The sequence below is a fragment of the Ensifer sp. ENS11 genome (genome assembly GCF_014851895.1).
Lineage (GTDB): Bacteria > Pseudomonadota > Alphaproteobacteria > Rhizobiales > Rhizobiaceae > Ensifer > Ensifer canadensis.
This window is the reverse complement of the sequence record NZ_JACVAN010000038.1, coordinates 1-26032: the sequence shown is the minus strand read 5'-3', so window position 1 is coordinate 26032 and position 26032 is coordinate 1. Positions and strand designations below refer to the sequence as shown.

Annotated in this window: 26 protein-coding genes and 1 pseudogene; 21 read left to right on the top strand and 6 right to left on the bottom strand. The window is 61.6% G+C overall.

What is annotated here, in order from left to right; translation table 11 throughout:
* Positions 1-276, top strand: a 276-nt coding sequence (locus IB264_RS33765) for an isocitrate/isopropylmalate family dehydrogenase (RefSeq protein ID WP_246811881.1), incomplete at its 5' end; no start/stop codon positions are given.
* Between the two features lie 375 nt (positions 277-651).
* Complete coding sequence (locus IB264_RS33760) at positions 652-1245, top strand: histidine phosphatase family protein (RefSeq protein WP_025430096.1); 594 nt, start codon at positions 652-654, stop codon at positions 1243-1245.
* A 72-nt stretch (positions 1246-1317) separates the two neighbouring features.
* On the opposite strand, the gene IB264_RS33755 is transcribed toward IB264_RS33760, so the two are convergent.
* The gene (locus IB264_RS33755; RefSeq protein WP_025430095.1) at positions 1318-1776 is read right to left on the bottom strand and encodes an SRPBCC family protein; all 459 of its coding nucleotides are present in this window, start codon (positions 1774-1776) and stop codon (positions 1318-1320) included.
* 152 nt (positions 1777-1928) lie between these two features.
* Between IB264_RS33755 and IB264_RS33750 the strand changes: the two genes are divergently transcribed.
* The 4 genes from IB264_RS33750 (at position 1929) to IB264_RS33735 (ending at position 7652) form a co-directional block, all read left to right on the top strand.
* Positions 1929-2987 carry an adenylate/guanylate cyclase domain-containing protein gene (locus IB264_RS33750; protein WP_025430094.1) on the top strand — a complete coding sequence of 353 codons (1059 nt, stop codon included), beginning with the start codon at positions 1929-1931 and terminating at the stop codon, positions 2985-2987.
* A 381-nt stretch (positions 2988-3368) separates the two neighbouring features.
* On the top strand, positions 3369-4787 hold the full coding sequence (locus tag IB264_RS33745; protein ID WP_025430093.1) for an aldehyde dehydrogenase family protein: 1419 nt from the start codon (positions 3369-3371) through the stop codon (positions 4785-4787).
* A 26-nt stretch (positions 4788-4813) separates the two neighbouring features.
* Positions 4814-6034, top strand: a complete 1221-nt coding sequence (locus IB264_RS33740; RefSeq protein WP_025430092.1) for a mandelate racemase/muconate lactonizing enzyme family protein — start codon at positions 4814-4816, stop codon at positions 6032-6034.
* Positions 6035-6041: 7 nt separating this feature from the next.
* Entirely contained in the window at positions 6042-7652 is a 1611-nt protein-coding gene (locus IB264_RS33735) for a GMC family oxidoreductase (RefSeq protein WP_057217646.1), read from the top strand.
* A gap of 71 nt (positions 7653-7723) precedes the next feature.
* Here IB264_RS33735 and IB264_RS33730 read toward each other — a convergent pair whose 3' ends face one another.
* Positions 7724-8725, bottom strand: coding sequence for a hypothetical protein (locus IB264_RS33730; RefSeq protein WP_025430090.1), 1002 nt, complete (start codon positions 8723-8725; stop codon positions 7724-7726).
* Between the two features lie 128 nt (positions 8726-8853).
* On the opposite strand from IB264_RS33730, the gene IB264_RS33725 reads away from it, so the two are divergent.
* Positions 8854-9081: an amidohydrolase family protein gene (locus tag IB264_RS33725; protein WP_025430089.1), complete on the top strand. Its 228-nt coding sequence runs from the start codon at positions 8854-8856 to the stop codon at positions 9079-9081.
* 103 nt (positions 9082-9184) lie between these two features.
* The gene (locus tag IB264_RS33720) at positions 9185-9766 is read left to right on the top strand and encodes a dienelactone hydrolase family protein (RefSeq protein ID WP_025430088.1); all 582 of its coding nucleotides are present in this window, start codon (positions 9185-9187) and stop codon (positions 9764-9766) included.
* Between the two features lie 104 nt (positions 9767-9870).
* Here IB264_RS33720 and IB264_RS33715 read toward each other — a convergent pair whose 3' ends face one another.
* Entirely contained in the window at positions 9871-10947 is a 1077-nt protein-coding gene (locus IB264_RS33715; protein ID WP_025430087.1) for a D-alanine--D-alanine ligase family protein, read from the bottom strand.
* A 214-nt stretch (positions 10948-11161) separates the two neighbouring features.
* Here IB264_RS33715 and IB264_RS35715 point away from each other — a divergent pair.
* The 11 genes and pseudogenes from IB264_RS35715 to IB264_RS33665 all read left to right on the top strand — a co-directional run.
* Positions 11162-11416, top strand: a pseudogene (locus IB264_RS35715) (GntR family transcriptional regulator); the annotation flags it as partial.
* Positions 11417-11638: 222 nt separating this feature from the next.
* Positions 11639-12670 carry a PLP-dependent aminotransferase family protein gene (locus tag IB264_RS33710; protein WP_244445528.1) on the top strand — a complete coding sequence of 344 codons (1032 nt, stop codon included), beginning with the start codon at positions 11639-11641 and terminating at the stop codon, positions 12668-12670.
* Positions 12671-13296: 626 nt separating this feature from the next.
* Positions 13297-13935: a helix-turn-helix transcriptional regulator gene (locus tag IB264_RS33705; RefSeq protein WP_244445527.1), complete on the top strand. Its 639-nt coding sequence runs from the start codon at positions 13297-13299 to the stop codon at positions 13933-13935.
* Between the two features lie 19 nt (positions 13936-13954).
* The gene (locus tag IB264_RS33700; RefSeq protein WP_246811880.1) at positions 13955-14977 is read left to right on the top strand and encodes an AraC family transcriptional regulator; all 1023 of its coding nucleotides are present in this window, start codon (positions 13955-13957) and stop codon (positions 14975-14977) included.
* Between the two features lie 126 nt (positions 14978-15103).
* Complete coding sequence (locus IB264_RS33695) at positions 15104-16024, top strand: helix-turn-helix domain-containing protein (RefSeq protein ID WP_084815637.1); 921 nt, start codon at positions 15104-15106, stop codon at positions 16022-16024.
* A gap of 214 nt (positions 16025-16238) precedes the next feature.
* Positions 16239-16895 (top strand): hydrolase, encoded by a 657-nt coding sequence (locus IB264_RS33690; protein WP_057210453.1) that lies wholly within the window; start codon positions 16239-16241, stop codon positions 16893-16895.
* A gap of 79 nt (positions 16896-16974) precedes the next feature.
* Complete coding sequence (locus IB264_RS33685; protein ID WP_192435255.1) at positions 16975-17262, top strand: DUF1427 family protein; 288 nt, start codon at positions 16975-16977, stop codon at positions 17260-17262.
* Positions 17262-19247, top strand: a complete 1986-nt coding sequence (locus tag IB264_RS33680; RefSeq protein ID WP_192435253.1) for an amidohydrolase — start codon at positions 17262-17264, stop codon at positions 19245-19247. The genes IB264_RS33685 and IB264_RS33680 overlap by 1 nt, the downstream gene beginning before the upstream one ends.
* A 13-nt stretch (positions 19248-19260) precedes the next feature.
* Positions 19261-19722 (top strand): DoxX family protein, encoded by a 462-nt coding sequence (locus tag IB264_RS33675; RefSeq protein WP_192435251.1) that lies wholly within the window; start codon positions 19261-19263, stop codon positions 19720-19722.
* Entirely contained in the window at positions 19719-21356 is a 1638-nt protein-coding gene (locus IB264_RS33670; protein ID WP_192435249.1) for an MFS transporter, read from the top strand. The genes IB264_RS33675 and IB264_RS33670 overlap by 4 nt, the downstream gene beginning before the upstream one ends.
* 137 nt (positions 21357-21493) lie before the next feature.
* Positions 21494-22315 (top strand): alpha/beta fold hydrolase, encoded by an 822-nt coding sequence (locus IB264_RS33665; RefSeq protein ID WP_192435259.1) that lies wholly within the window; start codon positions 21494-21496, stop codon positions 22313-22315.
* A 133-nt stretch (positions 22316-22448) separates the two neighbouring features.
* Here IB264_RS33665 and IB264_RS33660 read toward each other — a convergent pair whose 3' ends face one another.
* Positions 22449-23537: a citrate synthase/methylcitrate synthase gene (locus IB264_RS33660; protein ID WP_192435247.1), complete on the bottom strand. Its 1089-nt coding sequence runs from the start codon at positions 23535-23537 to the stop codon at positions 22449-22451.
* Between the two features lie 73 nt (positions 23538-23610).
* Between IB264_RS33660 and IB264_RS33655 the strand changes: the two genes are divergently transcribed.
* Complete coding sequence (locus IB264_RS33655; RefSeq protein ID WP_041692994.1) at positions 23611-24741, top strand: citrate synthase; 1131 nt, start codon at positions 23611-23613, stop codon at positions 24739-24741.
* Between the two features lie 304 nt (positions 24742-25045).
* Here IB264_RS33655 and IB264_RS35210 read toward each other — a convergent pair whose 3' ends face one another.
* Positions 25046-25354 carry an I78 family peptidase inhibitor gene (locus IB264_RS35210; RefSeq protein WP_309141692.1) on the bottom strand — a complete coding sequence of 103 codons (309 nt, stop codon included), beginning with the start codon at positions 25352-25354 and terminating at the stop codon, positions 25046-25048.
* A gap of 99 nt (positions 25355-25453) precedes the next feature.
* Between IB264_RS35210 and IB264_RS33645 the strand changes: the two genes are divergently transcribed.
* On the top strand, positions 25454-25621 hold the full coding sequence (locus IB264_RS33645) for a hypothetical protein (protein WP_156585827.1): 168 nt from the start codon (positions 25454-25456) through the stop codon (positions 25619-25621).
* Between the two features lie 228 nt (positions 25622-25849).
* On the opposite strand, the gene IB264_RS34515 is transcribed toward IB264_RS33645, so the two are convergent.
* Positions 25850-26032, bottom strand: a 183-nt coding sequence (locus IB264_RS34515) for a hypothetical protein (RefSeq protein WP_210335715.1), incomplete at its 5' end; no start/stop codon positions are given.

The window sequence follows — 26032 nt, the reverse complement described above, 5'->3', positions numbered from 1 at the left end:
AAGCGCAAGGCGCTCTACGAGCCGGTGCACGGTTCGGCCCCTGACATTGCCGGCAAGGGCATCGCCAACCCGATCGCCATGATCGCCTCGTTTGCCATGTGCCTGCGCTACTCCTTCAACCTGGTGAAGGAAGCCGACAATCTGGAGAAGGCGATAGCCACCGTGCTCGACAAGGGCATCCGCACCGGCGACATCATGGCCGAAGGCGCACGCCAGGTCGGAACCGTCGAGATGGGCGAAGCCATCCTCTCCGAGTTCAAGGCACTGTCTGCCTGATGAGTGAAAGGCGCGCCCGCTCGGGCAGCGCCATGCAAGTTGATACGACACCTCCGGAGCGATCCGGGGGTGTTTTGCGTTCGACGGCAGGGAGAGTTCGTATGCTCAGTGCGATCCCTCATCACCAGCGGAGACTGCTTGGCGCAAGAGAACGATGAAGCTCAAACTTCCTTCACGTTGGCGACCGCACGTGTCAAGAATGCGACTTGAAGTAGCAGATGCACTCAATCTACGCGAAACGTCAGGCTGCAGGAGTGCCAATTGGGGCCATCACCCTTTCATCGATGTCCTGCACAAATTCGCCGTGACAAGAGACCACTCCTTCGGTCCAAGAACTCACTTAATCCACGCATTACTTCGTTTGGGGCAACATTGATGATTTACCTGCTTCGCCATGGCGAGACCATTTGGAACACCTTGGGTCGGTTCCAGGGGCAGAAAGATTCTCCCCTTACGGAGCGCGGCATCGAACAGGCGGATCGCGTCGCGAAACTCCTTCAGAAGGAAATTTCGGAAAGTAGGCAATCATTCCAAATGCACATTAGCCCTCTAGGCCGAACGCGACAAACTGCAGAACGCGTGAAGCGGGTGCTGCCACTGGCAACCCATGAAGAAGCCCGCCTGATGGAGGTTTCCGTCGGCTGTTGGGACGGGATGACGAAGTTCGAGATCGACACCGAGTTTCCGGAAATGCTGGATGGCTCCGACGCTTTCGACTGGTATTTCAAGTCTCCAGACGGAGAGAGCTTCGATGCTGCGTGCTCCCGGGCAAAGGACTGGATCGCAGACGTCACCAATCCAACGGTTGCGGTTTCTCATGGGCTGTTTGGTAGATTGGTGCGCGGCGTGTATTCCGGTCTTTCGAAGCGCGAAATGTTGGAGTTACCCGTTCCTCAAGACGGGTTCTACCGCCTTTGCGACGGTGAATTCAGTATAGTCAGTGATCCCGTACCCAGCATGCTTGCCTAACGGGTTCATCCTTTGATCGCTGAGCGCCAATGCAGGCCGGCAGGCTCAGGTGCCAAGATACTGGCCGCGGAGTCATTCCCTACCAGTGCGGCCGTGCCAGGGGTCCGGCCCCGGATCACGCCCGGCGGCAACCTCGGCCAACCGGTCTAGGTAATGGGCCCAGCCTTCCGCGTGACCGGCGCACTGCTCGGCACTGGGCAGGCCCGTGTGGGTAAGGCGAAGCAGCGTTCCGTCCGGTGGTTGTTCGACGAGGTCGATCTCGACAAGGCTTGAGGCCGGCGGCACCACTTCGCTGTCTTCCCAGCCGAAGCTGTATACCAGGCGGTGCACCGGCACCACCTCGCGGAATGAACCACGAGCGAAACGGGCCCCGGTGACGTTGACGAGGTAGAGCCCGCCGCGCTGCGGCTCGATCTGCGCCTCCGTTCCCATCCAGCGCAGGATTTTCTCAGGATCTGTCAGCAGAGCGAACACCGCGGCTGGCGGAGCCGGGATGTGTGCTTCACGGCGGACGATGAGGGCCTCTTGCATCGGCTTCCCCTTTGGTTGCTATGATCTGCCCAGACTGCGGCGCAGAATTGACGGCTATCGGATCAGCTCCTTCCACGATGATATGCTCGCTGGGCTAACCGCGCTACCACCTGCACGGATGACAGGTTGGGGACCTGACGGTATGATCGTGCATGGATCTGCCCACCCATCTCGCCTGGCTGGTGGACGAGGCCAGCGCCTCGCTTGGCCCCGACCGGTTCTTGGCCGAACTCGGCGGCCGGCTGCTGGCCGACGGCTTTCCGTTGGTCGGCGGTACCCTGACACTGGCGGTGCCCCATCCGATCGTTACCCGCCGCACCTGGCTGTGGCGAGCCGAGACCGGAGCAGTGATCGAAGCACTGGGCTTTGCCGACAGCCCGCAAAGCCAGGCTGGGGGCGATTGGCTGAGTGCGCTTGGCCCGGTGCAGGAGGACACGGTTGGCCCAGCGCCGGACGGGCGGTTGCTTGGCTGGGCCGGCACGCGTCTGTTCGACCCTGCTGAGATCGGCCGACTGCGGCAGACCGCGCGCTTCGCCACCGCGCCTTTGGCTGCCTTGGCCGAGCGGGCGGCCCTTGCAACGCTGCTCGAGGCCTATCTCGGCCGACGCAGTGCCGCCCGGGTGCAGGCGGGCGCGCTGCACCGCGGCACCGGAGAAACTATCCGCGCTGTGCTGCTTTGCGCCGATCTGCGGAACTTCACCGCCCTGTCCGAGGCGACGGAACCTGCGGCAATGATCGCTGTCCTCGACGCCTGGTTCGACCGTGTTGCCGGTGCGATACACGCCTTCGGTGGCGAGGTGCTGAAGTTTGTCGGCGATGGCGTGCTGGCAATCTTCCCGGTTGCCAGTGCACCGGTTGACGCCTGCGAAGCGGCGCTGCGAGCGGTCGCCGCCGCCCACGCAGGCATGGCCCACCTCGATGCCCTGCGACAGGCAGAGGGGCTACCGCCGCTGCCCTTCGGCGCGGCACTGCATCTCGGCGAAATGCTGTGGGGCAATATCGGCACGGCCGACCGGCTGGACTTCACCGCAATCGGTCCCGCGGTAAACCTGGTCAGCCGACTGGAGGGCCTTTGCCGGCCGCTCGGCCGGTCGGTGCTGATCTCGGGCGCGGTCGCCGCCGAGACCGTCACGCCGCTGGTGTCGCTGGGCGAACACGTGCTGCGCGGCATCGCGGCGCCTTGCGCAGTCTTCACGTTGCCGGATACCTGAGCGGTTCGCGGCCGAAGTCGATCGTTGGCGGGATTGTCTCGGTGCAACCATCGCCAGTTCCAGTCAACGTTGGGCGCTTTCGCAGCATTTCGAAGTGCTACAGCGACCTTTGCGTGTCTGATAAGACGCGCGGCGCTTTCGTTCAGAATACTGTCTTGTCAAGGCGAGCCTTCAGGCTGAACCTGCAAACAATCTCTGCGGGCCGAGCGCGATTCGTCTTCATCTCTGGTGCCTCAGCGAGCGAGATCGTCGAACGGGGCGAGGCAGCGAAAGTGCTCCTTGACCCGAGCCACCCTTACACAAGAACATTACTCGATGCGGCTCCCGGCCGGAGCACGTTCTGAAGCCTGTCCTATGGTGGAAACATAAAAGGATATCGTCTTGACCGACTATCGCAACTTTGTCGCCGGCGCGTTTCAGCCCGCATCGGACTTGGTCCCGGTGCTCGATCCCTCAAACGGAGAGGTCATTGCGAGGGTGCCCGCGGCGAGCGCGCTGGAGGCAATCGCAGCGGTTGAAAACGCAGCCGCAGCGCAGAAGACATGGAAAGCCTTGCCGGCGATCGCTCGCGGGGATGCCTTGCGCCGTTTCGCGGCGGCAATCGAGGCGCGCGCCGGCCAGATCGGCGCGGCGCTCGCTCTGGAGTCCGGCAAGAGCCTCGCCGATGCCACGGCAGAAGCGATCTATGGCGTCGAGCTGATGCGCTATCATGCGGAGTGGGCGCGCCGGATCGAAGGGGAAGTGATCCAGAGCGACAATCCGGGCGAGACCTTGCTTCTGAAGCGTGAGCCGATCGGGGTCGTTGCCTGCCTCATCCCGTTCAATTTTCCGGTCTATACGCTGGTGCGCAAGATTGCCCCCGCACTGATCGCTGGCAACGCCGTTGTGGTGCGGCCGAGCAACTCGACGCCTGCCTCCGCTTTCGAGATCGCCGAGGCGGCGCTCGACGCGGACCTTCCGGCCGGGCTGGTCAACATCTTGACCATGTCGCATGACGTCGCCGCGACACTTTGCACCCAGCCGTCGGTCGGCATGATAACGCTCACCGGTAGCCTGCAGGCCGGCCGCGTCGTTCTCGAATATTGCAAGGCGAATATCGCCAAGCCATCACTGGAACTCGGCGGCAAGACACCTGTCATTGTCGAACCCGATGCGGATATCGATGCGGTTGCCGCTCAGCTCGTTGCCGCCAAGACCAATCATTGCGGGCAGGTCTGCACGGCGCCAGAACGGGTCTATGTGCATACGTCCATCCACGACGCACTTCTCGAGCGGCTTCGCACCGGCTTTGCGGCAAGGACGTTCGGCGACCGCGCCAGCGATCCGACGCGTATGGGACCACTTGAAACGAAATCGGCACAGGCCAATGTTCACGCGATGGTTCGCCATGCGGTGGAGCAGGGGGCACGCATAGAGGCTGGCGGCGTACTGCCGGAAGGCGTGGGCAACTACTACCCGCCAACCCTGCTTTCCAACTGCCGGCAGGAGATGGACGTCGTCGCCGAAGAGGTGTTCGGCCCAGTTCTCGCCGTGCTTTCCTATGACAGCGTCGAGGAAGCCCTGGCGCTTGCCAACGATCACCAGTTCGGTCTGAGTTCGGTTCTCTTCACCAACAACTACAGCACGGTCATGCGCTTTGCCGACACCATCGAGGCCGGCGAACTCTATGTGAACCGCTTCCCGGCGGATCCCTATCAGGGATTCCATGCAGGCTGGAAGCGCTCGGGCCTCGGGGGCGATGACGGCAAGCACGGCATGCTCGAATTCACACAAACTCGTCTCGTGGTGCTGAAGCACTGATCGGATTCGTCAGAAGGAACTTCAACATGCAGATCGCTTCGCTCGCCGTTCATGTCGTTGCCGTCCCACCGCCCCATATCGGCGGGATGTACTGGATCTTCGTCAGGCTCACCACGAAGTGCGGCATCGAAGGGGTCGGGGAAATCTACGCGACCGCCTTCCATCCGAACGCGTTGGTGCCGCTGATCGAGGATGTGTTCGAGCGCCATCTCCTCGGCCACGATCCGCACGATATCGAGCGCTTCTGGCGTTCGGCCTATTCGAGCGGCTTCACGCAGCGCCCGGACCCGACGATCATGGGCGTCGTCTCCGGTCTCGAAATCGCCTGCTGGGACATCATCGGCAAGGCTGCCGGCCGACCGGTGCACAAGCTGCTGGGCGGCCTCGTGCACGAAAAGCTGCGTGCCTACACCTATCTCTACCCCAAGAATGCAGCCGGCGAATATGATTACAACGATCCAGAGCTTGCCGCCGACTTCGCGGCGGAAATGGTCGACACGAAGGGGTTCACCGCCGTCAAGTTCGATCCGGCCGGCCCCTACACCGCCTATTCCGGCCACCAGCTTTCGCTTGGCGTCATGGAGCGGTGCGAAGAATTCTGCGCCAAGGTCCGTGCCGCGGTCGGCGGGCGAGCCGACCTGCTCTTGGGCACCCATGGCCAGATGGTGCCGTCCTCGGCCATTCGCCTTGCGCGACGGCTCGAAAAATACGATCCGCTCTGGTTCGAGGAGCCGGTGCCGCCTGGTCAGGAGGCAGCGATGGCATCTGTTGCCAAGGCAACCTCTATCCCCATTGCCACGGGCGAGCGGCTGACGACCAAATACGAGTTCCAGCGCGTGCTTGAAACGGGCGCAGCCTCGATCCTGCAGATGAACGTCGCGCGGTGCGGCGGCTTGCTGGAGGCAAAGAAGATCGCCGGCATGGCCGAGGCGCACTATGCGCAGATCGCACCGCACCTCTACAACGGACCGATCGGGGCGGCGGCGAGCATCCAGCTCGCTGCGGCCACCCCCAATTTCCTCATCCACGAGGCGATCATCGACTTCTCAGGCTTCTACGCCGAGATTCTCAAGACGCCATTGCAGTTCGACGATGGCTATCTCATCCCGTCTTGCGAACCGGGGCTCGGCGTGGAGCTCAATCTCGAGGTGGTTGAAAAGCACTCGCCCTACGAAGGAAAGCGTCTGCACCTGCAGATGGACGACAAGCCCGCCGACATCAAGGCATTTGCCCCGGCGCGCGGTTGAGGAACACATGACCACTTACGACTACATCATTGTCGGGGCGGGATCCGCCGGCTGTATCGTTGCGGCGCGCCTGAGCGAGACAGGCAAACACAGCGTGCTGCTGCTCGAGGCGGGCGGCAACGACAGTTCACCGTGGTTTCGCATCCCGGTCGGCTATGCGCGGTCTTACTATGACCCGAACGTCAACTGGATGTACTGGACCGAGCCGGAAGCCGCCCTGAACAATCGCCGCATCTATGCGCCGCGCGGCAAGGTACAAGGTGGCTCGGGTTCGATAAACGCCATGATCTTCGTGCGGGGCGCCGCGGCGGATTTCGACGACTGGGCTAAGGCCGGCAATCCCGGCTGGGCCCATGAGGACGTGCTGCCCTATTTCAAGAAACTTGAAACCCATGCGCATGGCCAGTCCGAATTTCATGGCGGGGACGGCCCCATCCACGTCACGCCGATGCGCGGCCAGACCCATCCGATTACCGCGCGGTTCCTTTCTGCCTGTGCCGAACTGCAACTGCCGCTCAATACCGACTTCAATGGCGCGTCGATCGAGGGCGCAGGGATTTACGATATCAATACGCGAAATGGCGTGCGCTCGTCCTCGTCGTTCGCCTATCTGCGGCCGGCTCTCAACCGCCCCAATCTCTCCATCCTGCGCAGGAGCCATGCCAGAAGGGTTGTCGTCGAGGAAGGAAGGGCGACCGGCGTGGAGGTTGCCACACCCGATGGGATGGTAATCTATTCCGCCCGGAACGAGGTGATCCTATGTGCCGGTGCGGTCGATACGCCGAAGCTGCTGCAGCTCTCCGGTATCGGCGATGGCCGAGAGCTGCAAACGTTCGGTATCCCCGTCGTCCGACATCTGCCGGCGGTTGGGAGAAACCTTCAGGATCATCTTTGCGCGAGCTTCTACTACCGCTCAAGCGTTCCGACGCTGAACGACGAGCTGGGGAACCTGTTCGGTCAGGCGCGGCAGGCGCTGCGCTACGTGCTGACAAGACGCGGTCCCTTGGCTCTCAGCGTCAACCAGGCCGGAGGCTTCCTGCGCGGCGAGCCGGGTGAGGAGAGGCCAAACATCCAGCTCTATTTCAACCCGCTTTCCTATCGTATTCCGTCCGACCCGCGCGCCGGTCTGAAGCCGGAGCCCTATTCCGGTTTCCTGTTGGCGTTCAATGCATGCAGGCCCACCAGCCGAGGCAGTGTCACGGTCGCGTCGCCCGATGTCACCGTTGCACCGCGCATCAACCCCAACTACCTGACGACTGCCCATGACGAGGCGGAGGCGCTTCAGGCAAGTCGGCTTGCGCGCAAAATCATGAGCGCACCGGCACTGCAATCGATTACTGCAAGCGAAATGCCTCCTTCTGCAGAAGCTTCCACCGACGCCGAGCTCCTGGACTATTTTCGGGAGCATAGCGGTTCAATTTATCACCTGTGCGGCACCGCAGCGATGGGCCCGGATGATTCCACCGCAGTCGTCGATGCATCGCTAAAGGTGCATGGGTTGCATGGCTTGCGAATAGTTGACGCTTCGATCTTCCCCAACATCACGGCCGGAAACATCAATGCCCCGACGATGATGGTCGCCGAAAAAGCCGCGACTATGATCATCACCGGAAGCTAGCCGGCATCTCGATATTCTCTCGACGCTGTGAAGCGACTGAGTAACACGGCGCCATCGTATGACTGGGGCTGCTACTTGACAGTCACCTCGAACGCGGCGGTCACCGGCGGCGTTTCTGGCCGCGAGCGGTCGTGGAAGATGTATGCCACGACATAGTCTCCCGGGTCATGCAGGGCGATGCCGGCAGTCGCGAAATTGGTAAAATGCTTGGCGGAAACCGGAAATGGCGGGGGAGATTCGGCCTTGAACACGTGCGCGTCGGGGAATGTCCTGAGAACCTTGCCAGCAGGGTCCCGCACCTCGATATCGAGCCCGATCTCGTAGCTTGACATCGGCGTGCCGACGTTGATCCGCCCGACATTCTCGAAATAGGCATAGACGAAGATCTCTTCGCCCGGCTTAAAGACGTTTGTCGGGCGCTCGACAAAATCTCCCCGTTTGGATGCCGCCTTATCGGCCAATATGTGCCTGGCGAGCTTCATGGGCGGCAACTTAGCCTGCATCGCGACGGTTGTAGCGTCGACGCTGACCGGCGCGGCCCGCTTGCCGTCCGGGGCGGCCGGAGTGAGGAAATATGATTGTACCATCGCGTAGCAATGAGCTGCGGCCTGCGGGTGGTCGATCAACAGGATCACACCGCCCTGCATGGCTCGGACCGCACCTTCCGACCCTTGCTCGACGAGCGCACACATCGGCCATTCGGCGACTACCTGCGATCCCTTGGAATTCGTATCGTTCCGCAACTGCTCCTTGAACGTGGCCAGCGATTGCCGGAGTTCGGTGGAATCCTTGGCCACTTTCTCATTCACCAGGTAGATCGGCTTTTGGGCGTTTGCCTTGGCTACGTCCTGCTGTGCTTGGCTGACGACCTGTTTGTCTCCAGCAAAATTGTAAGTATGCACCAGCCTCCCATGACCCTTGATGGCATCGATCGCGGCCTGCCAGGCGGCGGTGTCAAAGCCACCTCCATAGGTTTGATCCAGAACGAAATAGGCTGGAATCTTCCCGTCTTCGGCCACGGCTGAAGAAATCAAATGGCCGGATAGCGCTAGTGTGGACAGCAATATCTTCATCGGGGGCCTCATCAAAGATACCCAAGTGATAACCGACAGAGAAACCTATGGTAGAACCTGGCAGCCGATGTGGCAACCACCGATCACGGGCAAAGTGAAAACCCGCTGGCGGCTGGAACGAACCATGCTTGCTCGACCGACATGAGGCGCTGAGGCTCTACACCAACAATGCCGCTTGGATCGCCTTTGACGAGAATGAGCGAGGCAGCTTGTCGGCGGGAAAATTGGCTGACATCGCCGTCCTGGATAGGCCGTATCTGACAATGCCGGCATCCGACATCCATAGGCTGCGCTCGGTGCTGACGCTGCTTGGTGGCAGGGTCGTTCACGACGAACTCGGTAGCGGCCAAGACTAGCTGGGGGCGAAATCTCTATAACGTGTCCGCATTCTTCCGGGCCGGGCGACGTCGCTGTAGAGTGATGAAACGTGCGCCCGACCATCACACCCGGAGGCTCCATATGGCTGAGGTCCTGTTGTTCCACCACGCACAGGGGTTGACCTCGGGTGTGCGGGCGTTCGCCGACGACTTGCGGGCCGCCGGTCACATCGTGCACATGCCGGACTTGTTCGATGGACGGACGTTCGAGAGTATCGACGAGGGGCTAGCCTACATCGGCAAGGTCGGATTCGACGAAATGCGGGAGCGCGGGGTCCGCGTCGCGAACGAACTGCCTTCCGAACTCGTCTACGCCGGGTTCTCGTTCGGTGTGCTGCCGGCACAGAAGTTGGCACAGACGCGGCCCGGAGCCCGCGGAGCTCTGCTCTTCTACTCTTGCCTGCCGATCAGCGGCGAGTGGGCCTTCGGGCCTTGGCCGGACGACGTGGCGGTCCAGATCCACGGTATGGACAACGACCCGATCTTCGTCGGGGAGGGCGACATCGACGCGGCCCGCGAGATCGTGGAGAAGGTCGAGGACGCAGAGCTGTTCCTGTACCCCGGCGAACAGCACTACTTCGCCGACAGTTCGCTCCCGTCGTACGACGCGGATGCGACCGCGTTGCTCACCATCCGAGTGCTCGAGTTCCTCGATCGCGTCTGATCCATGCCGGCGTCTTGGCTTGAGCTCATTTTCGAAAGTGGGCCTCGTCCTTGGGCGGATTCGTTTGATCCGCCCGCTCGGCTGACGGGTCTGTGTTTGCATGTTCAGACGCTTCGGCCGGCACGTGTCAGGCCATGGGCAATGAGCCTTTCAATGATTTCGGCATAACTGACGCCGCTTGCCGCCATCGCCTTGGAATACATACTGATGTCGGTAAAACCGGGAATGGTGTTCACTTCGTTGACAACGAACGTCATGCCCGTCGTCAGAAAGAAGTCGACACGCGCCATGGCATCGCAGCCCAAAGCCCTGAATGCCCTTGCCGCCGCCGCCCTCATCTCTGCCTCAACTTCGGGCGGCAGTTCCGCTGGTACCTTGAGCGCCGCGCCGTCCTCGTCGATATATTTTGCGTTGTAGCTGTAAAAGCCGTGGGATTCGGCCGGGATGATCTCGCCGGGACGAGAGACGAAAAGGCCACCTTTCGGATCTTCCAGCACGCTGAATTCAATCTCGCGCCCAGCGACATATTCCTCGGCAAGCAGCTTGCCATCATGCTGGAAACCTTCGACCAACGCCGGCGCGAACTCCTGGCTGCCTGATACCTTTCTAACGCCAACGGATGACCCCTGCCGGGCGGGTTTGATGAACAGCGGCAGCCCGAGTTCGCCTTCGAGCACAGCGAGATCAGGTGCCGCATCCTTGTGGATCGTCACCGAGCGCGCGACCGGGAGGCCGGCGGCCCTCAGAAGCTGCTTGGCAATATCCTTGTCGAGTGCGGTCGCCGAGCCGAGAATCCCGCAACCGGCGAGCGGTACGCGCGCCACCTCTGCAAGCCCCTGCACAGAGCCATCTTCACCATGAAGGCCGTGCAAGACCGGAAACAGAATGTCGATGGTGCCGGCATCGCTCATCTTTCCCTCGGCCGAAATCGCCACCATCCGCCCGTGCCCGCCGGGAACAAGGCTGATCTGCGTGCCGCTCGCAGGCTTGGCAAGCACACCATTGTCGAAGTGGCTCAACAACCATTGACCTTCGCGCGTCACGAAAATCGGCACGGCATCATATTTTGCAGGCTCCAGAGCGCGCATGACATTGGTAGCCGAAAGTACGGAAACGTCGTGTTCGGCCGAGCGTCCGCCGAAGAGGACGGCAATACGCAGCCTGGTCGAAGAAGGGGTCATGAAAGTCTCCAAAATGACAGAGCGTAAATGGCCAGAGACTGACGGCAATGCCATTTCCCGTATCGGTGTCCCGTGTAGGCGCAGGTGCAATTCAATTTCCGACCGTCATCGTTGTGATGCCGGCTTGAAAGTGGCTCGATTTAAATTCAACATATGAGAAGATTACAGAGCCACTATTGGCGAGATTGATGAGCCACTCTGACGAAAGGCGCCCATGACACTGAAACGGCGAAGAGAGAGCCCGTCGGTGGGTTTTCGGCCAAGCATCGATACCTCTTCGCCAGCACCCTTGGTGAGACAGCTCTATCTTTCCCTGCGCGGTGCAATCGCTGACGGTCGGCTGGATGCCGGGCAACGGCTGCCATCGACACGTCTGGCCGCAAAGGAATGGAAGCTTTCACGCGGCTCGGTTGCCGAAGCCTATGAAATCCTCGTCGCGGAAGGTTTTGCGGTCGCCCGGCATGGGTCCGGTACATATATTGCGTCAGGCGTTCCAGGCGGGCTGTCCAGAATCGATCATCGCAATGAGACGATCGCCTACTCGACCCGCCGCGCTGTCTCCGACGCTGCCACGAGAGTTCTCACCTCCGGGCCTAGCCTCGAACCGCAGAAGGTTTTGCCGTTTGTCACGGGGCGCATCGCTCATGACGATCGGACAGCGAGATTGCTAAACCGCATTGCCGGCCGGCACATGAACTATGCCGCTGAAGGCTACGGCGACATTCAGGGCGAATTCGAGCTGCGGAGCGCCATTGCGGCTCATCTGGCCGCTTCACGCGGGGTGCGTTGCGCGGCCGAGCAGATATTTATCACCGCCGGGACACAGCAAGCGCTTGATCTCGCGTTCCGCGTCCTGATGACGCCGGGCGATACGGCTGTCGTCGAAGACCCCTGTTATCCGCCGGCCAGACAATGCCTGGCACTGAATGGCGTAAAAATCATCGGTCTTCCCGTTGATGCCGACGGCATCATGACGGAAAAGTTGGCTGCCTGCTCCCTGCCGCCGACGCTGTTCTATGTGACGCCATCCAACCAGTACCCCGTCGGTTCCGTCCTCTCGCTGCCCCGGCGGCTGGAGTTGCTCGCTTATGCGCGGGAGAATGGCTGCTGGATCGTCGAGGACGATTATGACAGCGAGTTTCGCTACGATGGGCATCCGATCGCATCGCTTCAGGGCCTCGATCCGGCCGGCCGGGTCCTCTATACGGGCACGTTCAGCAAGGCCCTGCTGCCGAGCCTGCGCATCGGCTATCTCGTGGTTCCGATGGATCTGGTACCGGTATTCAGGGCCGTACGTCCCGCGCTTGACCGTTGTCCTCCGACGTTTCAGCAGCGTGTCGTCGGCGACTTTTTCAATGAGGGATATTTTCCGGCGCATCTGCGCCGGCTCAGAGAGCGTCTGCGTGCCTCACGCGATTTGCTTGCAAATCTCTTGAAAGACCGTACCAGCGAACATCTCGGCATTTTGCTGCCGGATCAGGGCATCAATCTGACCGTGCGCAGCACAGGGACCTGGAGCAACGACACCGCCGTCTCACAGGCTGCGCTAAAGAAGGGCGTTGTTGTGATGCCCCTTTCCCGCATGAATGTCGCTTCATCGGACACATCCAGGTTGCTGCTTGGATTTTCGGGGCTCTCCGAACAAGAAGCAGATATGGGGACCAGGATCCTGGCGGAGGTCTTCAAGCGCGGAGATTTTCGCAGAACTCCCGATGTTGGTTAGAATTACGTGACCGGTCAATGCAACGTCCGAGACTGTCCGGGGTTCCGGCAGCGGCGTCCTGATCGCAAAAGGCAATAAGAAGGGTCCGCTTGAGGCGGCCGAAGACGCCTGTGTCGATCTGGTGGATGCGAAACGCTTCTGGCGATAGCCATGAACGTCTGGCCCAGCGCGATTTTTGGCTAGGCGGATCCCATCTTATTGAACGACGGTCTTCCTTTTTGAACATTCCCGACTGAATCCGCGCGAAGCCCTTGTCGCTGCGCGCGGATTGCCCCTACGGTGGGCAAAAGATGAACCGGTAGACATTCCATGAGGCCAGAGCGGTCGCGAAAAACGGTCTCGTGCCATGATGGGTCTTGCATGCCAGTCTCGGATGCATCGAGGTTTTTGATCAAATGTTTGCAATGCTTTGGCCATGACGCAGTGCGTCGGTTGGGAGGCTAGAGTTGACTTCTCCTTGTCCGGAAATGGGGTGCGTGGGGCGCTATTTTGGATCGCCGGACGCTCCGTGCCTCACGACGATCCCGATGGAGGCCGCGGTCTTTTCGGTCACCCGAATTCGAAGGCGTTTGACGCGGGCGCAGCGGCCAGAAGTGGCTCTGCCCGCATGTGAAGCCTATTTTCTGATGCTTTACCTTGATGATGCCGAACATGCGGACATCAAGGTAAACGGTGAGAGGTCTGCTGTTCGCCGATACGTGCGCGGCTCGATATGTCTCGTCGATCTGCGCCAGGGGGCCTCGATCGCGCTCCATAGCGACCTGAGCGCGCTTGCCTTCGTCCTTCCCAAGACGCTGATCGCGGAAGTCGCCGCCCTGTCACCGACGGTCAAGCCACAACGGCTGGTGTGCCGGCGTGGCGAAGCGGACTCGATACTCTGCAGTCTCGGACTGGCGCTTCTGGCCCTTTTTGAACGTGTGGACAGCAGCCCACCCGAGCTGCTGCAGCATGTCGCCGTGGCCGTTTGCGCCCATCTTCTGCACCACCATTCGGCCGAGATGCAGGGCGACGAAGGCGGAAATCCTTTCGACGGTTCCAATGATCCGACGGCTTTCCACGTTCGGCAGGAAGCGACACGGGCGCCCCATCAATTGCAGAGGCGTCGGCGCGTTGTTCAGGCCAAGCAGCTTCTGCGCGCGAGTTCACTGCCTCTGGGCTCGATCGCGTTCCTTTGCGGCTTCAGCAGTCTCAGCCATTTCACGACGGTGTTTCTGGGGGAGACCGGAATGACACCACAAGCCTGGCGGAGCGCACCTCTGCATTAGCGCCGCTCGCGGGACGGAATTGATTGTTGGCGGCAGTGTATCGTATTCTGCATTGCTTGAATGCCTGGTGCACTTTCGGGGAATTTTGTTGAATTTAGAGCCTCGTCCAGAAACGGCCAGCGAAGTGGGCGCCTTGCGCCGATCGATCCTGCTTGTTCCCCCCATAACCCTGACGCGGTTGAGCAGTGATGGCTGCGACCTAGGTCCGGCGGTTGCCAACAGGCGCGAGGAGGCGTTCAACATCATCACGCAGCTCAGTGATTTTCGCCTGCATCGGCTGTGGCGGGGCGGCACCCTTGTCTTTGAAGGCGGGCATCGCAAGGGAGCGCTTGCCATCACCGACCTGCGCGAGGAATGGCGCTGCCATCACCTGTCGCCCTTTGACAATGTGCGCTTTCAGATACCGTTCTCGCAGATGCGCGCCTTTGCGACTGAACAGGGCCGGCCTGACTTTACCGGTCTGCGGTGTTCGCCGGGCACGCATGACGGCGTCATGCTGGGGCTAGCGCAGGCATTGCTTCCAGCTTTCGAGAGACCGCAAGAGGCAAGCCAGCTCTTTCTCGACCAGGTGAGCCTCGCGATTCTGACGCATTTGATGCAGACCTATGGCGGGCTCTATCTACCCAAAGAGCGCAAGGGGACGCTGGCTGCGTGGCAGGAGAAAAGGGCGCTCGACTTTCTCTCGGGCCATGTCGATGGGCAGTTCTCGCTCAGCGAGCTTGCCGAGGCCTGTGCGTTGTCGAAAAGCTATTTCATCAAGGCATTCAAGGTGAGCTTCGGCTGTACGCCTTTGCGGTGGCTGGCCGAATATCGGGTTACCCGTGCGAAGGAACTGTTGTTGAAGAACGTGCCGATCGCAGAGATTGCCATATCCTGCGGCTTTGCCGATCAGAGCCATATGACTAAGACATTCGTGGCGATCGCCGGCGAAACGCCAGCGCGCTTCCGGCGTACTCGACGCCTGGAGCTGGAGAAAAGCGCCCCTGTGACGGAAGACAATAGTCGCGATGCCATCGACAAGACAGCCATTCGGTTCATATGATCGTGATGTTCGGACGCAATGCTGCACAAGCACGCTGGCGAAGCGGTGTCGTGCAAAAGTTGAGACCGCCGCAGTCGGCACCCTCGTGGTCGCGGACAGGCAGCGAAGTTGTGCGGAGGCGGAGGTATGACAGCAGCTTCTTCGATCGCGATCGCACCTCCACCCCGCGACAGTTTCGGATGTACAGTGGCTGGCCTCGACGAAGACCGGCGGATCGACGGCGCCGGGTTGACTTTTTATCGCAAGAAAGCGCAGTCCGCACCGCGCGAGCGCGTGCACACGCCGGCCAACAACCGCGGTTATCTGCTCGGCCTGTCACTGTCGGGCGGCCATCGCCGGCGGATCCTTCACGAACATCACGAGACAATGCATGAGTTCGACGAGAACTCCGTCTACCTCCGAAACTTTCACGATCCCTATCAGGCGGATCTCTCCGGCAGCTTCGATTTTGTTTTGCTCGAGGTGGGGCACAGCGCGATCGAGCGGATGGCCGACTGCGCCGATCTGAGCGGTGTCCGCGAACTGTGTGCGGTCGGCGAGCGAGCCGATCCAGTGTTGGGCGGGCTGATGGCGGCGCTGTTTGCAGACATGAACGGCCAATTGGAGAGAAGCCCCTTGTTCGTCGACCAATTGTCGGTGGCGATCGGAATCCACGTCGCTCAACACTACGGCAGTGCGAGCCACCGCACGACGTCGGGGGCGGCGATCAAGGGGCGCAGGCTCTCGGCGCGCAGCCTGTCGATCGTGCAGGAACTAATGCGAAGCAGGCTTGGCGGCGATTTGTCGATCGAGGAACTCGCTGAGGCTTGTCATCTGTCACAGGGCACGTTCCTGCGCGCCTTTCGCCAAACACTGGGTATCACGCCGTTCCAATGGTTCCTGCAGCAGCGGTTGGACAGGGCGCGCGACATGCTGGAATTTTCGTCGCTGACGATCGGTGAAATCGCGGTCGCCAGCGGCTTTGCCGATCAGAGCCACTTCACGCGCGTCTTTGCCCGGGCGACGGGGGCATCCCCCGGCGCCTGGCGGCGCAGTCGCAGGGCCTAGCGGTTTGGCCGCGCGCAGGCCTTGCTTGCGGCGGCACGCGCTCCATCCTTATGCCGTTGCTTCCAATATGACTTTTGCGCTTTGCTTGCGATTCATCTCGGGCAGAATGTTCAAAACATCAGCATATCCGACAAGAACGGGCAGCCCGGCACGGGCATAGTCGGGTCATTCCCTGCGGATCTTCAGAATCCAGGACATCGAGGAGATGATGACCATGACCTTAAACGCTACGCCGACGCCCGGCAGCCTCCTGGTTTCGCCGAAAGACCACACGCTGATCATGATCGATTTCCAGTCGCAGATGGCCTTTGCGACGAAGTCGATCGATGCTGTCTTGCTGCGTAACAATGCGGCGCTGGTCGCGCATGCGGCCGCCGGCTTCGGCGTTTCCACCATTCTGACGACGGTGGCGGAGAAGGCTTTCTCGGGCCCGATGTTTTCAGAGATCACCGATGCCTTTCCAGGCCAGGGCCTTCTCGACCGCACCTCGATGAACACCTGGGAAGACGCCGCCGTCATCGACAATGTCAACGCCATCGGCAAGAAGCGGCTGGTCTTTTGCGGCCTCTGGACCAGCGTCTGCATCGTCGGCCCGACGCTCTCGGCGCTCGATCAGGGCTTCGAGGTTTATGTGATTGCCGATGCCTGCGGTGACGTCTCGGACGAGGCACACGATCGGGCGATGGACCGCATGGTCCAGGCTGGCGTTCGGCCGATGACGTCGCTGCAATATATGCTCGAGCTCCAGCGCGACTGGGCCCGCACCGAGACCTATGACATGACGACCGGTATCGCCAAGAAGTTCGGCGGCGCCTACGGCCTCGGCATTATCTACGCCAAGACGATGTTCGGCGCCTCCGAAGGCCACTGATCGTCCTCATTCCGAAGGTTGCCGTCTCGCCAGTCGGCGGGACGGAGAAGCGGGCAACCCGTCCCGTGAGGAGAATTCGATGAAAATGTATCTTCTGTCGCTCGGCGTCGGTCTGCTGGTCGGTGTCATCTACGGACTGCTGAATGTACGCTCGCCGGCGCCGCCCGTGATCGCCCTGCTTGGCCTGCTCGGCATCCTCGTCGGCGAACAGGCCGTTCCGCTCGTCAAGCGGCTGGTCTCTGGCGCGCCGGTCACCGTCTCCTGGTTCAACAGCCGTTGCGTGCCCCACGTTTTCGGCGGGCTGCCGACGGGAACCGACCATGACGTGGCGACGCGTGACCGTTCTTCGAAAGGGGAGGTGGGCTGATGCCGACACGCCGCGGTTTTCTGGGGGCAGCCTCGACGCTCGCCTTCCCCTCGCTGTTTTCGCCGGCGCTTGCCGCCGACACCGTTTCGACCAAGGGAGACAATCAGATGGACGCCGATCTTATCCTGCATCACGGGCTCGTCACCACGCTTGACCGCTCCAATCCCAACGCCAGCGCGGTCGCGATCAAGGACGGCAGGTTTCTCGCCGTCGGCCAGGATCAGGAGATCATGGCGCTCGCCGGTCCCGACACCAGGATCATCGATCTCAAGGGCAAGCGCGTCCTGCCCGGGCTGATCGACAATCACACGCATGTCGTACGCGGCGGTCTGAACTTCAACATGGAGCTGCGATGGGACGGCGTGCGCTCGCTCGCCGACGCCATGGATATGCTGAAGCGCCAAGTGGCGATCACGCCAGCGCCGCAATGGGTGCGGGTCGTCGGCGGCTTTACCGAGCATCAGTTCGTTGAAAAGCGCCTGCCGACGATCGAGGAGATCAATGCGATCGCACCCGACACGCCCGTCTTCCTCTTACATCTCTACGACCGGGCGCTGCTCAACGGCGCAGCGCTCAGGGCCGTCGGCTACACCAAGGATACGCCGAACCCGCCGGGCGGGGAAATCACCCGCGACGCCCAGGGCAATCCGACCGGTCTGCTGCTTGCCAAGCCCAATGCCGGCATTCTCTATTCGACGCTCGCCAAAGGGCCGAAACTGCCGCTCGATTATCAGGTCAATTCGACCCGCCATTTCATGCGCGAACTCAACCGGCTCGGCGTCACCGGCGTGATCGATGCTGGTGGCGGCTTTCAGAACTATCCCGATGATTACGAGGTCATCCAAAAACTGTCCGACGAGGGGCAGATGACCGTGAGGCTGGCCTATAATCTCTTCACCCAGAAGCCCAAACAGGAGAAAGAGGACTTCCTCAACTGGACCTCCTCGGTCAAATACAAGCAGGGCAACGACTATTTCCGCCACAACGGCGCCGGTGAGATGCTGGTGTTTTCCGCCGCGGACTTTGAGGATTTCCGCCAGCCACGCCCGGAGATGGCTCCGGAAATGGAAGGCGAACTGGAAGAGGTGGTGCGCATCCTTGCCGAAAACCGCTGGCCCTGGCGTCTTCATGCCACCTATGACGAAACGATCTCCCGCGCCCTCGACGTCTTCGAGAAGGTCAACAAGGACATCCCGCTTGAAGGCCTGAACTGGTTCTTCGACCATGCCGAGACAATTTCCGAGCGCTCGATCGACCGGATCGCCGCGCTTGGCGGCGGCATCGCAACCCAGCATCGCATGGCCTATCAGGGCGAATATTTTGTCGAGCGCTACGGCCACGGCGTCGCCGAAGCGACACCGCCGATCAAACGGATGCTCGACAAGGGCGTCAATGTTTCAGCCGGCACCGATGCCACCCGTGTCGCCTCCTACAATCCCTGGGTCTCGCTGTCCTGGATGGTGACCGGCAAGACGGTGGGCGGGCTGCAACTCTACCCCCGCGCCAATTGCCTCGATCGCGAGACGGCGCTGCGGATGTGGACCGAAAAGGTCACCTGGTTTTCCAACGAGGAAGGCAAGAAAGGCCGGATCGAAAACGGCCAGTTCGCCGACCTGATCGTGCCGAACAAGGACTTCTTCGCCTGTGCCGAGGACGAGATCTCGTTCCTGACGTCCGAACTGACCATGGTCGGCGGCAAGGTCGTCTATGCCGCCGGTGACTTCGCCACCCATGACGAAAACCCGGTGCCGCCCGCCATGCCCGACTGGTCGCCGGTCAGGACCTTCGGTGGCTATGCCGCCTGGGGCGAGCCGGAAGGTGCCGGCAAACGAAGCCTTCGCCGCACCGCAATCTCCACATGCGGATGCCTGAACGACTGCAATGTCCACGGCCACGACCATGCCGGCGCCTGGACATCACGCCTGCCGATCGCCGATCTCAAGGGTTTCTTCGGCGCGCTCGGCTGCGCCTGCTGGGCGGTGTGAGGAGAGAGCCGCAATGACACATTCCTCCACAATTGCGTCGCGGCTGGCGGCCGGTGTCCAGCCGTTTGTGACCACGCCCGCTATTCGGTTCATCGCCCATCTTGGGCTCTGCGCCGCCTATATCCAGGGGCCGTTGACAAAGATCCTCGACTTTGATGCCGCTCTCGGCGAGATGAACCATTTCGGACTTCAGCCGGCCGCGCTGTTCGCGGTGGCGGTGATCGTCTTCGAACTTCTCGCCTCGGCCATGATCCTCGCAGGCATTCTGCGTTGGCTTGCCGCTCTCGGCCTCGCCGCGTTCACGCTCGCCGCAACCTTCATCGCCTTGCGCTTCTGGGAGCTGGCCCCCGGCCAGGAACGGTTCATGGCGACCAACGCCTTCTTCGAGCATCTCGGCCTTGCCGGCGCCTTCCTGCTGGTCGCGTGGTACGATCTTGACCGTCGAAACGAGGCGGGAGGCAAACCGCTGCCATGACCCAGAATGTCACGCCGCCGCCGGCCGCAGGCGGCTTTGCACCGCTGCGCCAGCCCGTCTTTGCCGTCCTTTGGGTGGCCACCGTCATCGGCAATACCGGCAGTTTCATCCGCGACGTCGCCAGTTCATGGCTGGTGACCGATCTCTCCGGTGCTCCGGCGGCCGTTGCCATGGTTCAGGCGGCTGCGACCCTGCCGATCTTCCTGCTCGCCATACCTGCGGGCGTTCTGTCTGATATCCTTGATCGCCGCCGGTTTCTGATCGTCATCCAACTTCTGCTGGCGTCCGTCAGCATCGGGCTCATGCTGCTTTCAGCGACCGGATTGCAGAGCGTCAGCTCGCTCGTGGCGCTGACCTTTCTTGGCGGCATAGGTGCTGCGCTGATGGCACCCACCTGGCAATCGATCGTTCCCGAACTCGTCACGCGGCAGGAGTTGAAGAGCGCCGTCGCCCTGAACTCGCTCGGCATCAACATCTCGCGTGCCATTGGCCCTGCGGTCGGCGGGCTCATCCTTGCGAGCTTCGGTGCGGCCATCACCTATGCAACCGACGTTGCGAGCTATCTCTTCGTCATCGCGGCCCTGCTTTGGTGGCGGCGCGCCCCCGGTGCGGACGATGGCTTGTCGGAGAAGTTCGCCGGCGCATTTCGTGCGGGTCTGCGCTATGCGCGCGCCAGCCGCGAACTGCACGTGGTGCTGCTGCGCGCTGCCGTGTTCTTCGCGTTTTCGAGCGCCGTCTGGGCGCTGCTGCCGCTCGTTGCACGCAACCTGCTCGGCGGGGATGCCGGCTTTTACGGTGTCCTTCTCGGGGCCGTCGGAGCCGGAGCGATTGGCGGCGCCCTCGTCATGCCGAGGCTGCGTAGGCTCCTCAGTGCAGATGGGCTGTTGCTCGCCGCCGCGCTGGTCACGGCCGTCGTCATGGCCGGCCTGTCATCTGCACCGCCGCAATGGGTGGCGATCATCCTGTTGCTGAGCCTCGGGGCCGCATGGATAACCGCGCTGACGACACTCAACGGCGCGGCTCAGGCGATCCTGCCGAACTGGGTGCGCGGTAGGGCGCTTGCGGTCTACCTCACGGTGTTCAACGGCGCGATGACCGCCGGAAGCCTGGCCTGGGGTGCCATAGCGGAACTCGTTGGCGTTCCGGCGACCCTTCTGGTCGGCGCCGCCGGGCTGGTGGTCGTTGGCGTGGTGTTTCACCTCGTGAAGCTGCCTGCCGGTGAGGCTGATCTGGTCGCCTCCAATCACTGGCCCGAGCCGTTGACGGCCTCGCCGATCGACAATGACCGCGGCCCCGTGCTGATCACCATAGAATATCGCGTCGATCCCGCCGACCGACAGGGATTCACGAGCGCTCTCTACAGGCTTTCTTCGGAACGGCGGCGGGACGGTGCCTATGGCTGGGGTGTGACGGAAGACACTGCTGATGCCGAGATCATGGTCGAATGGTTCTTCGTCGAATCCTGGGCCGAGCATCTGCGCCAGCATCGACGGGTCTCCAAGGCCGATGCCGATCTGCAGCAGGAGGTGCGCAAATTCCATCGCGGCGACGCAGCTCCGCTCGTTCGCCACCTGCTGACTGTCGGGCCGGAGCGCCTGACGCAGGCGAGAGACAACATCAAGGAGACGCCATGACAGATTGGAACGCGCTTTTTCCAGTTGCCCGCCGAACGGTCCTCAGGACCGCCGGCGCAGTCGGCGCCACCTTGTTTCTGCCCGGCCTCGGCCTTGGCGCCCAGAACCCGATCCCAACACCAGATGGAGAGAACCCCATGAGTTTCATCACTACCAAGGACGGCACCAACATCTTCTACAAGGATTGGGGCAAGGGACAGCCGATCGTCTTCTCCCACGGCTGGCCGCTATCGGGCGACGCCTGGGAAGCCCAGATGCTGTTCTTCGGGCAGAACGGCTACCGCGTCATCGCCCACGATCGGCGCGGCCATGGTCGTTCGGACCAGCCGTGGGACGGCAACAACATGGATCAGTATGCCGACGATCTGGCGGAACTGATCGAGAAACTCGACCTCAAGGATGCGATCCTGATCGGGCATTCGACCGGCGGCGGCGAAGTGGCCCATTATATCGGCCGTCACGGCAGCGGGCGCGTTGCAAAGGTGGTTCTCGTCGGCGCGGTCCCTCCGCTCATGCTGAAGACTGCGGCGAACCCAGAAGGCACGCCGATTGAGGTTTTCGACAGCATTCGAAAGGGCACCGCGGGCGATCGCTCGCAGTTCTTCAAGGAACTCACTCTTCCCTTCTATGGCTTCAACCTCGAAGGCGCGAAGATGAATGACGGGCTTCGCGAATCCTTCTGGCTGCAGGGCATGGCCGGCTCGATCAAGGGTCACTATGATTGCATCCGCGAATTCTCCGAAGTCGACTACACCGACGACCTGAAGAAGATCGATCGCCCGACGCTGGTGATCCACGGCGATGACGACCAGATCGTTCCGTTTGCCGCATCCGCCTCAAAGACGGCCAAGATCGTAAGGGACGCCAAGCTCATCGTTTACAAGGGTGGGGCACATGGCCTGGCCCAGATCGAGCCCGACAAGTTCAACGCCGACGTCCTGGCCTTCATCAAGGCTTGATATCGGGCGTGTCTTTGTCATGCAGCCGTTGGAGCCGGGTTTTTCGACCCGGCTCCAACGGCTCTTCGGCAAAGGCTGAACAAAGCGGGTGGGCGGCTGCGCGGTTGCCTGCCGCAGGCGCCATGTCAGTGACTTAGGCAGCCCGTGGCAGCGGCCCGACATAAACGGAGCGCGGGCGGATCAGGCGACCTTTGAGCGCCTGCTCGCGTGCATGGGCGATCCAGCCGATGGTGCGGCCGATGGCGAAGACGCCGGTGAAAGCATCTCTCGGGAAGCCCAACGCATCGAGCAGTAGTGCCGTGTAAAACTCGACATTGACGTCGAGCGGGCGATCCGGCTTGCGCTCCTTCAATATCATGAGTGCTGCCTGCTCGACTGCGCTTGCAAGCTCGGTGCGTTCACGATCAACCTGCCCGGCCTCGATCAGTGGCTTCAGAGCAAGTTTTAGCGCATCGGCGCGTGGATCGCGGACGCGGTACACTCTGTGGCCGAACCCCATCAGCCGTTCGCCGCGATCAAGCGCCTGATTGAGCCATGCTTTCGCGTTCTCTTGCGTTCCGATCGCATCGAGCATGTCGAGCACCGGTCCGGGCGCGCCGCCATGAAGTGGCCCCTTGAGGGCACCGATCGCCCCGAGGACGGACGAGGTGAGGCCGGCTCCGGTGGAGGCGATCACCCTTGACGCGAAAGTCGAAGCGTTAAGGCCATGGTCGGAAATCGTCACGAGATAGGCATCGAGTGCTTTGACCTTTTCCGCGCTCGGCAGCCCGCCGCCAAGCATCGCGAGAATGTCTGCCGATTGGGAGAGCGACGGCGATGGGGCAATCGGCTCGTCGCCATTCTTCAGGCGCAGGATTGCCGGCAGGAAGACGGCGGGTGCAGCAAGCAGGCGGAGCGCTGCCTCGAGATCGTCACCATCAGGCAGCCGCGCGATGAGCGCGCGCATGATGTCGACGGGTGGCAATTCCAGTATATGGTCGTCGATAGTCCGGATATCTGCGAAGACCTCTGTCCGCATGTGCCCCAGACGCCGGCGCAGTTCCTCCTTCTGCAGATTTCCTTCGATCAGGCCACCAAGCAGAAGGATAACGACATCCTCATAGCTGGCGTCATCAACGAGGTGTTCGAGCGACACACCACGAATGACCAGTCGACCGGCCTCGCCATCCACATCCGAGAGCTGCGTTTCAGCGGCGATGACATCTTCAAGTCCGTTTTTCATAGATGTTTCTCCTTTACCGGGAGAATGGTCCGGCTAAGATGTATTGACGTCAATCTTGATAAATTTGATCAATATGAACACGCTCTGGATCACCGCTGAGGAGGCGCTCAGTCAGCTCGGCACCAAACCGCAGACGCTTTATGCGAATGTGAGCCGTGGGCGCATACGCGCGAAGGCTGATCCAGTCGACTCGCGCCGCAGCCTTTATCAGGCTGACGATGTCAGGCGGCTGGCGGAACGTCACGCGGGCCGCCCGCGCGCATCGGCCGTCGCCGCCGAGGCGATCCGCTGGGGCGACCCGGTCCTACCCACGACGATCTCCAGTATTGCCGATGGACGCCTGTCTTATCGTGGCCATGATGCGGTTGAGCTCTCCTTGACAGCTGATCTGGAAGATGTCGCGACCCTGCTCTGGCAGACACCCACGATCACTGTCGGTGCGGCCGATGATACGTTGGCGGGTCGATCCCGTTTGGCCGCAGCCTTGATGAACCTTGCCGCGCGGGTAGCCGAGGACTTACCGACCCTTGGCCGCGCATCGCCGATATTGAGGGGGGAGGCGGCAGATGTGCTGTCCACCGTGGCGGCGGCACTGGCGCCGTGGCCGGAGCCGCTGCCGTTGCATCAGCGGCTGGCAATCGGATGGAAACGACCGGCGGCGGTCGAGCCCATCCGAAAAGCGCTTGTCTTGGCGGCGGAGCACGAACTGAATGTTTCCGCGTTTGCAGCACGCGTGACCGCCTCGTCCGGCGCGGCTCTTTCGGCGGCTGTCCTCTCCGGACTTGCAACACTGACCGGCCCCCGCCATGGCGGGGCCTGGCTCAGCGTCACACAGCTTGTAGAGCGGGCGAACGCGGTTGGTGTGCGCGAGGCGATCCGCGGCATGTTGTCGTCGGAAGGCGCTGTCCGGGCCTTCGGCCATCGCCTCTATCCTCAGGGTGATCCGCGCGCCAAGGCGATCATCGCCAGTTTCGAAGCGCCGCCTCTCTATGGATTGTTGGCCGAAGCAGGCGAAGACCTTCTGGGCGAGCCGGTTAACCTCGACTTCGCACTGGCCTCGCTCGCCGCCGCGTTCGATCTGCCCGACGAGGCGCCGATGGTGATCTTTGCTCTGGCGCGCACGGTCGGCTGGCTGGCCCATGCCATGGAGCAGGTGGAAAGCGGACATCTGATCCGCCCAAGAGCACGCTACTCCGGACAGTGAATGCGCTTTGAAGCCATTCGACGTCGACTGCGACGGTGGGTGCCGGGCCCTCTGTGTTCTTGGCCCTGGTCAGCGCGCTGACATTGCTTGCCGCCCTTGTTCTGGTCCGATGGCTGGCGGCCGGGCAGCACTGCCGTAATTTTGCCCGTTGTAACGTGCCCCGAGGGGTGACACTGCCGATATCCCTGGGGGCACTCGTGTGGCCCCGACGGTTCGATGTCGAGCGTCTATAGGCAAAACATAGCCCGGGCGTTCCAGCGATCAATTGATCGCCGGAGTGCCCATTTCACGTCTAAACCGACGCCTATCCGCACACCGCGCGAACGATTTTGCCCGTGGCCGGATCCGTTTCGATCGTCACGCGCTCCTGCCGAAAATCCATCGTCGCCGGATCCCCGGGCTTCAATTGCCGGACGATGGTCGCACCCGTTATCTGTTTTGCGTCCTCATCGGAAATCCTGTCTTTTCCGGACAGGGTCTCTGCAGCCTCGGGCTTGCATGGCCCTGCCGCCTGGGGAGCCGTAGATTCAGGATCCTTTTGGCAACCGGCGGCCGCAAGCAGGAGAAGACTTGCTGCGAGTGCAGCAAATTGACGGGCGTAAATCAAAGGCACAATCCTTCCGTGTCGAAAGTGTCGAACAATCAAACGAATAAGGCGGCAGCGAGGCCCTTGCGGCGGCGATCTCCCAACTATTTGAACGGCGACGAAGGTATGCTCAAGAAGGTCGTGAATGGCCCCGGCAACGCTTGGGTCGATTTGCAGCCTGAGTTTACCAAGAGCCTTCTGCAGACGATCGGCGGCGGGGTAGGGCGGCTGATCGATGCGGACATGAATGAGGCGTCAACCAAGTCGGAGGCGATTCAAGCCAGGAGCAGATAGCCATTCGGCGCTTGCAGATCGCCAACACGAGCGCCCAGAACATTTCCAGTTTGTTCAAACAATGCCCCTTGATCAGGCGCGCGCTTACGTTTCGTTTCCGGGTGCCGTCCCCTTCATCCACATCGATTGTGGCGCTGGAGGGTGCGGATTCTACCGGCAACTTCAACGTGGAAAAACTTAAGGGCTTGGCGTCCTGATTCAGGCCCCCAAGAGCAGTTTGTGTAAGTTTTACAAAATTGCCTGTTGACACCCGGGCTGAGGCTCCTCTATAAGCCCGATCACTGACGAGGGCGGCGGCGCTGCTGGCGACGATGTCCTTCGTTTTAAGGTTTCCTTGATTGGCGGATGCTGATTGGTCGGGACGCGAGTTTCGGCGGGAAGTTTTGACGGTTTGACCGTCTGTTTTTTGAC

Excerpts from the sequence above, each read along its gene's own strand:
- IB264_RS33645 (WP_156585827.1), top strand. The coding sequence starts at position 25,454 with ATGCTCAAGAAGGTCGTGAATGGCCCCGGCAACGCTTGGGTCGATTTG.
- IB264_RS33680 (WP_192435253.1), top strand. The coding sequence starts at position 17,262 with ATGCCGACACGCCGCGGTTTTCTGGGGGCAGCCTCGACGCTCGCCTTC.
- IB264_RS33655 (WP_041692994.1), top strand. The coding sequence starts at position 23,611 with ATGAACACGCTCTGGATCACCGCTGAGGAGGCGCTCAGTCAGCTCGGC.
- IB264_RS33715 (WP_025430087.1), bottom strand. The coding sequence starts at position 10,947 with ATGACCCCTTCTTCGACCAGGCTGCGTATTGCCGTCCTCTTCGGCGGA.
- IB264_RS33750 (WP_025430094.1), top strand. The coding sequence starts at position 1,929 with ATGGATCTGCCCACCCATCTCGCCTGGCTGGTGGACGAGGCCAGCGCC.
- IB264_RS33695 (WP_084815637.1), top strand. The coding sequence starts at position 15,104 with ATGACAGCAGCTTCTTCGATCGCGATCGCACCTCCACCCCGCGACAGT.
- IB264_RS33685 (WP_192435255.1), top strand. The coding sequence starts at position 16,975 with ATGAAAATGTATCTTCTGTCGCTCGGCGTCGGTCTGCTGGTCGGTGTC.
- IB264_RS33760 (WP_025430096.1), top strand. The coding sequence starts at position 652 with ATGATTTACCTGCTTCGCCATGGCGAGACCATTTGGAACACCTTGGGT.
- IB264_RS33755 (WP_025430095.1), bottom strand. The coding sequence starts at position 1,776 with ATGCAAGAGGCCCTCATCGTCCGCCGTGAAGCACACATCCCGGCTCCG.
- IB264_RS33670 (WP_192435249.1), top strand. The coding sequence starts at position 19,719 with ATGACCCAGAATGTCACGCCGCCGCCGGCCGCAGGCGGCTTTGCACCG.
- IB264_RS33735 (WP_057217646.1), top strand. The coding sequence starts at position 6,042 with ATGACCACTTACGACTACATCATTGTCGGGGCGGGATCCGCCGGCTGT.
- IB264_RS33690 (WP_057210453.1), top strand. The coding sequence starts at position 16,239 with ATGACCTTAAACGCTACGCCGACGCCCGGCAGCCTCCTGGTTTCGCCG.
- IB264_RS33720 (WP_025430088.1), top strand. The coding sequence starts at position 9,185 with ATGGCTGAGGTCCTGTTGTTCCACCACGCACAGGGGTTGACCTCGGGT.
- IB264_RS33740 (WP_025430092.1), top strand. The coding sequence starts at position 4,814 with ATGCAGATCGCTTCGCTCGCCGTTCATGTCGTTGCCGTCCCACCGCCC.
- IB264_RS33660 (WP_192435247.1), bottom strand. The coding sequence starts at position 23,537 with ATGAAAAACGGACTTGAAGATGTCATCGCCGCTGAAACGCAGCTCTCG.
- IB264_RS33665 (WP_192435259.1), top strand. The coding sequence starts at position 21,494 with ATGAGTTTCATCACTACCAAGGACGGCACCAACATCTTCTACAAGGAT.
- IB264_RS33705 (WP_244445527.1), top strand. The coding sequence starts at position 13,297 with ATGCTTTACCTTGATGATGCCGAACATGCGGACATCAAGGTAAACGGT.
- IB264_RS33730 (WP_025430090.1), bottom strand. The coding sequence starts at position 8,725 with ATGAAGATATTGCTGTCCACACTAGCGCTATCCGGCCATTTGATTTCT.
- IB264_RS33710 (WP_244445528.1), top strand. The coding sequence starts at position 11,639 with ATGAACTATGCCGCTGAAGGCTACGGCGACATTCAGGGCGAATTCGAG.
- IB264_RS33675 (WP_192435251.1), top strand. The coding sequence starts at position 19,261 with ATGACACATTCCTCCACAATTGCGTCGCGGCTGGCGGCCGGTGTCCAG.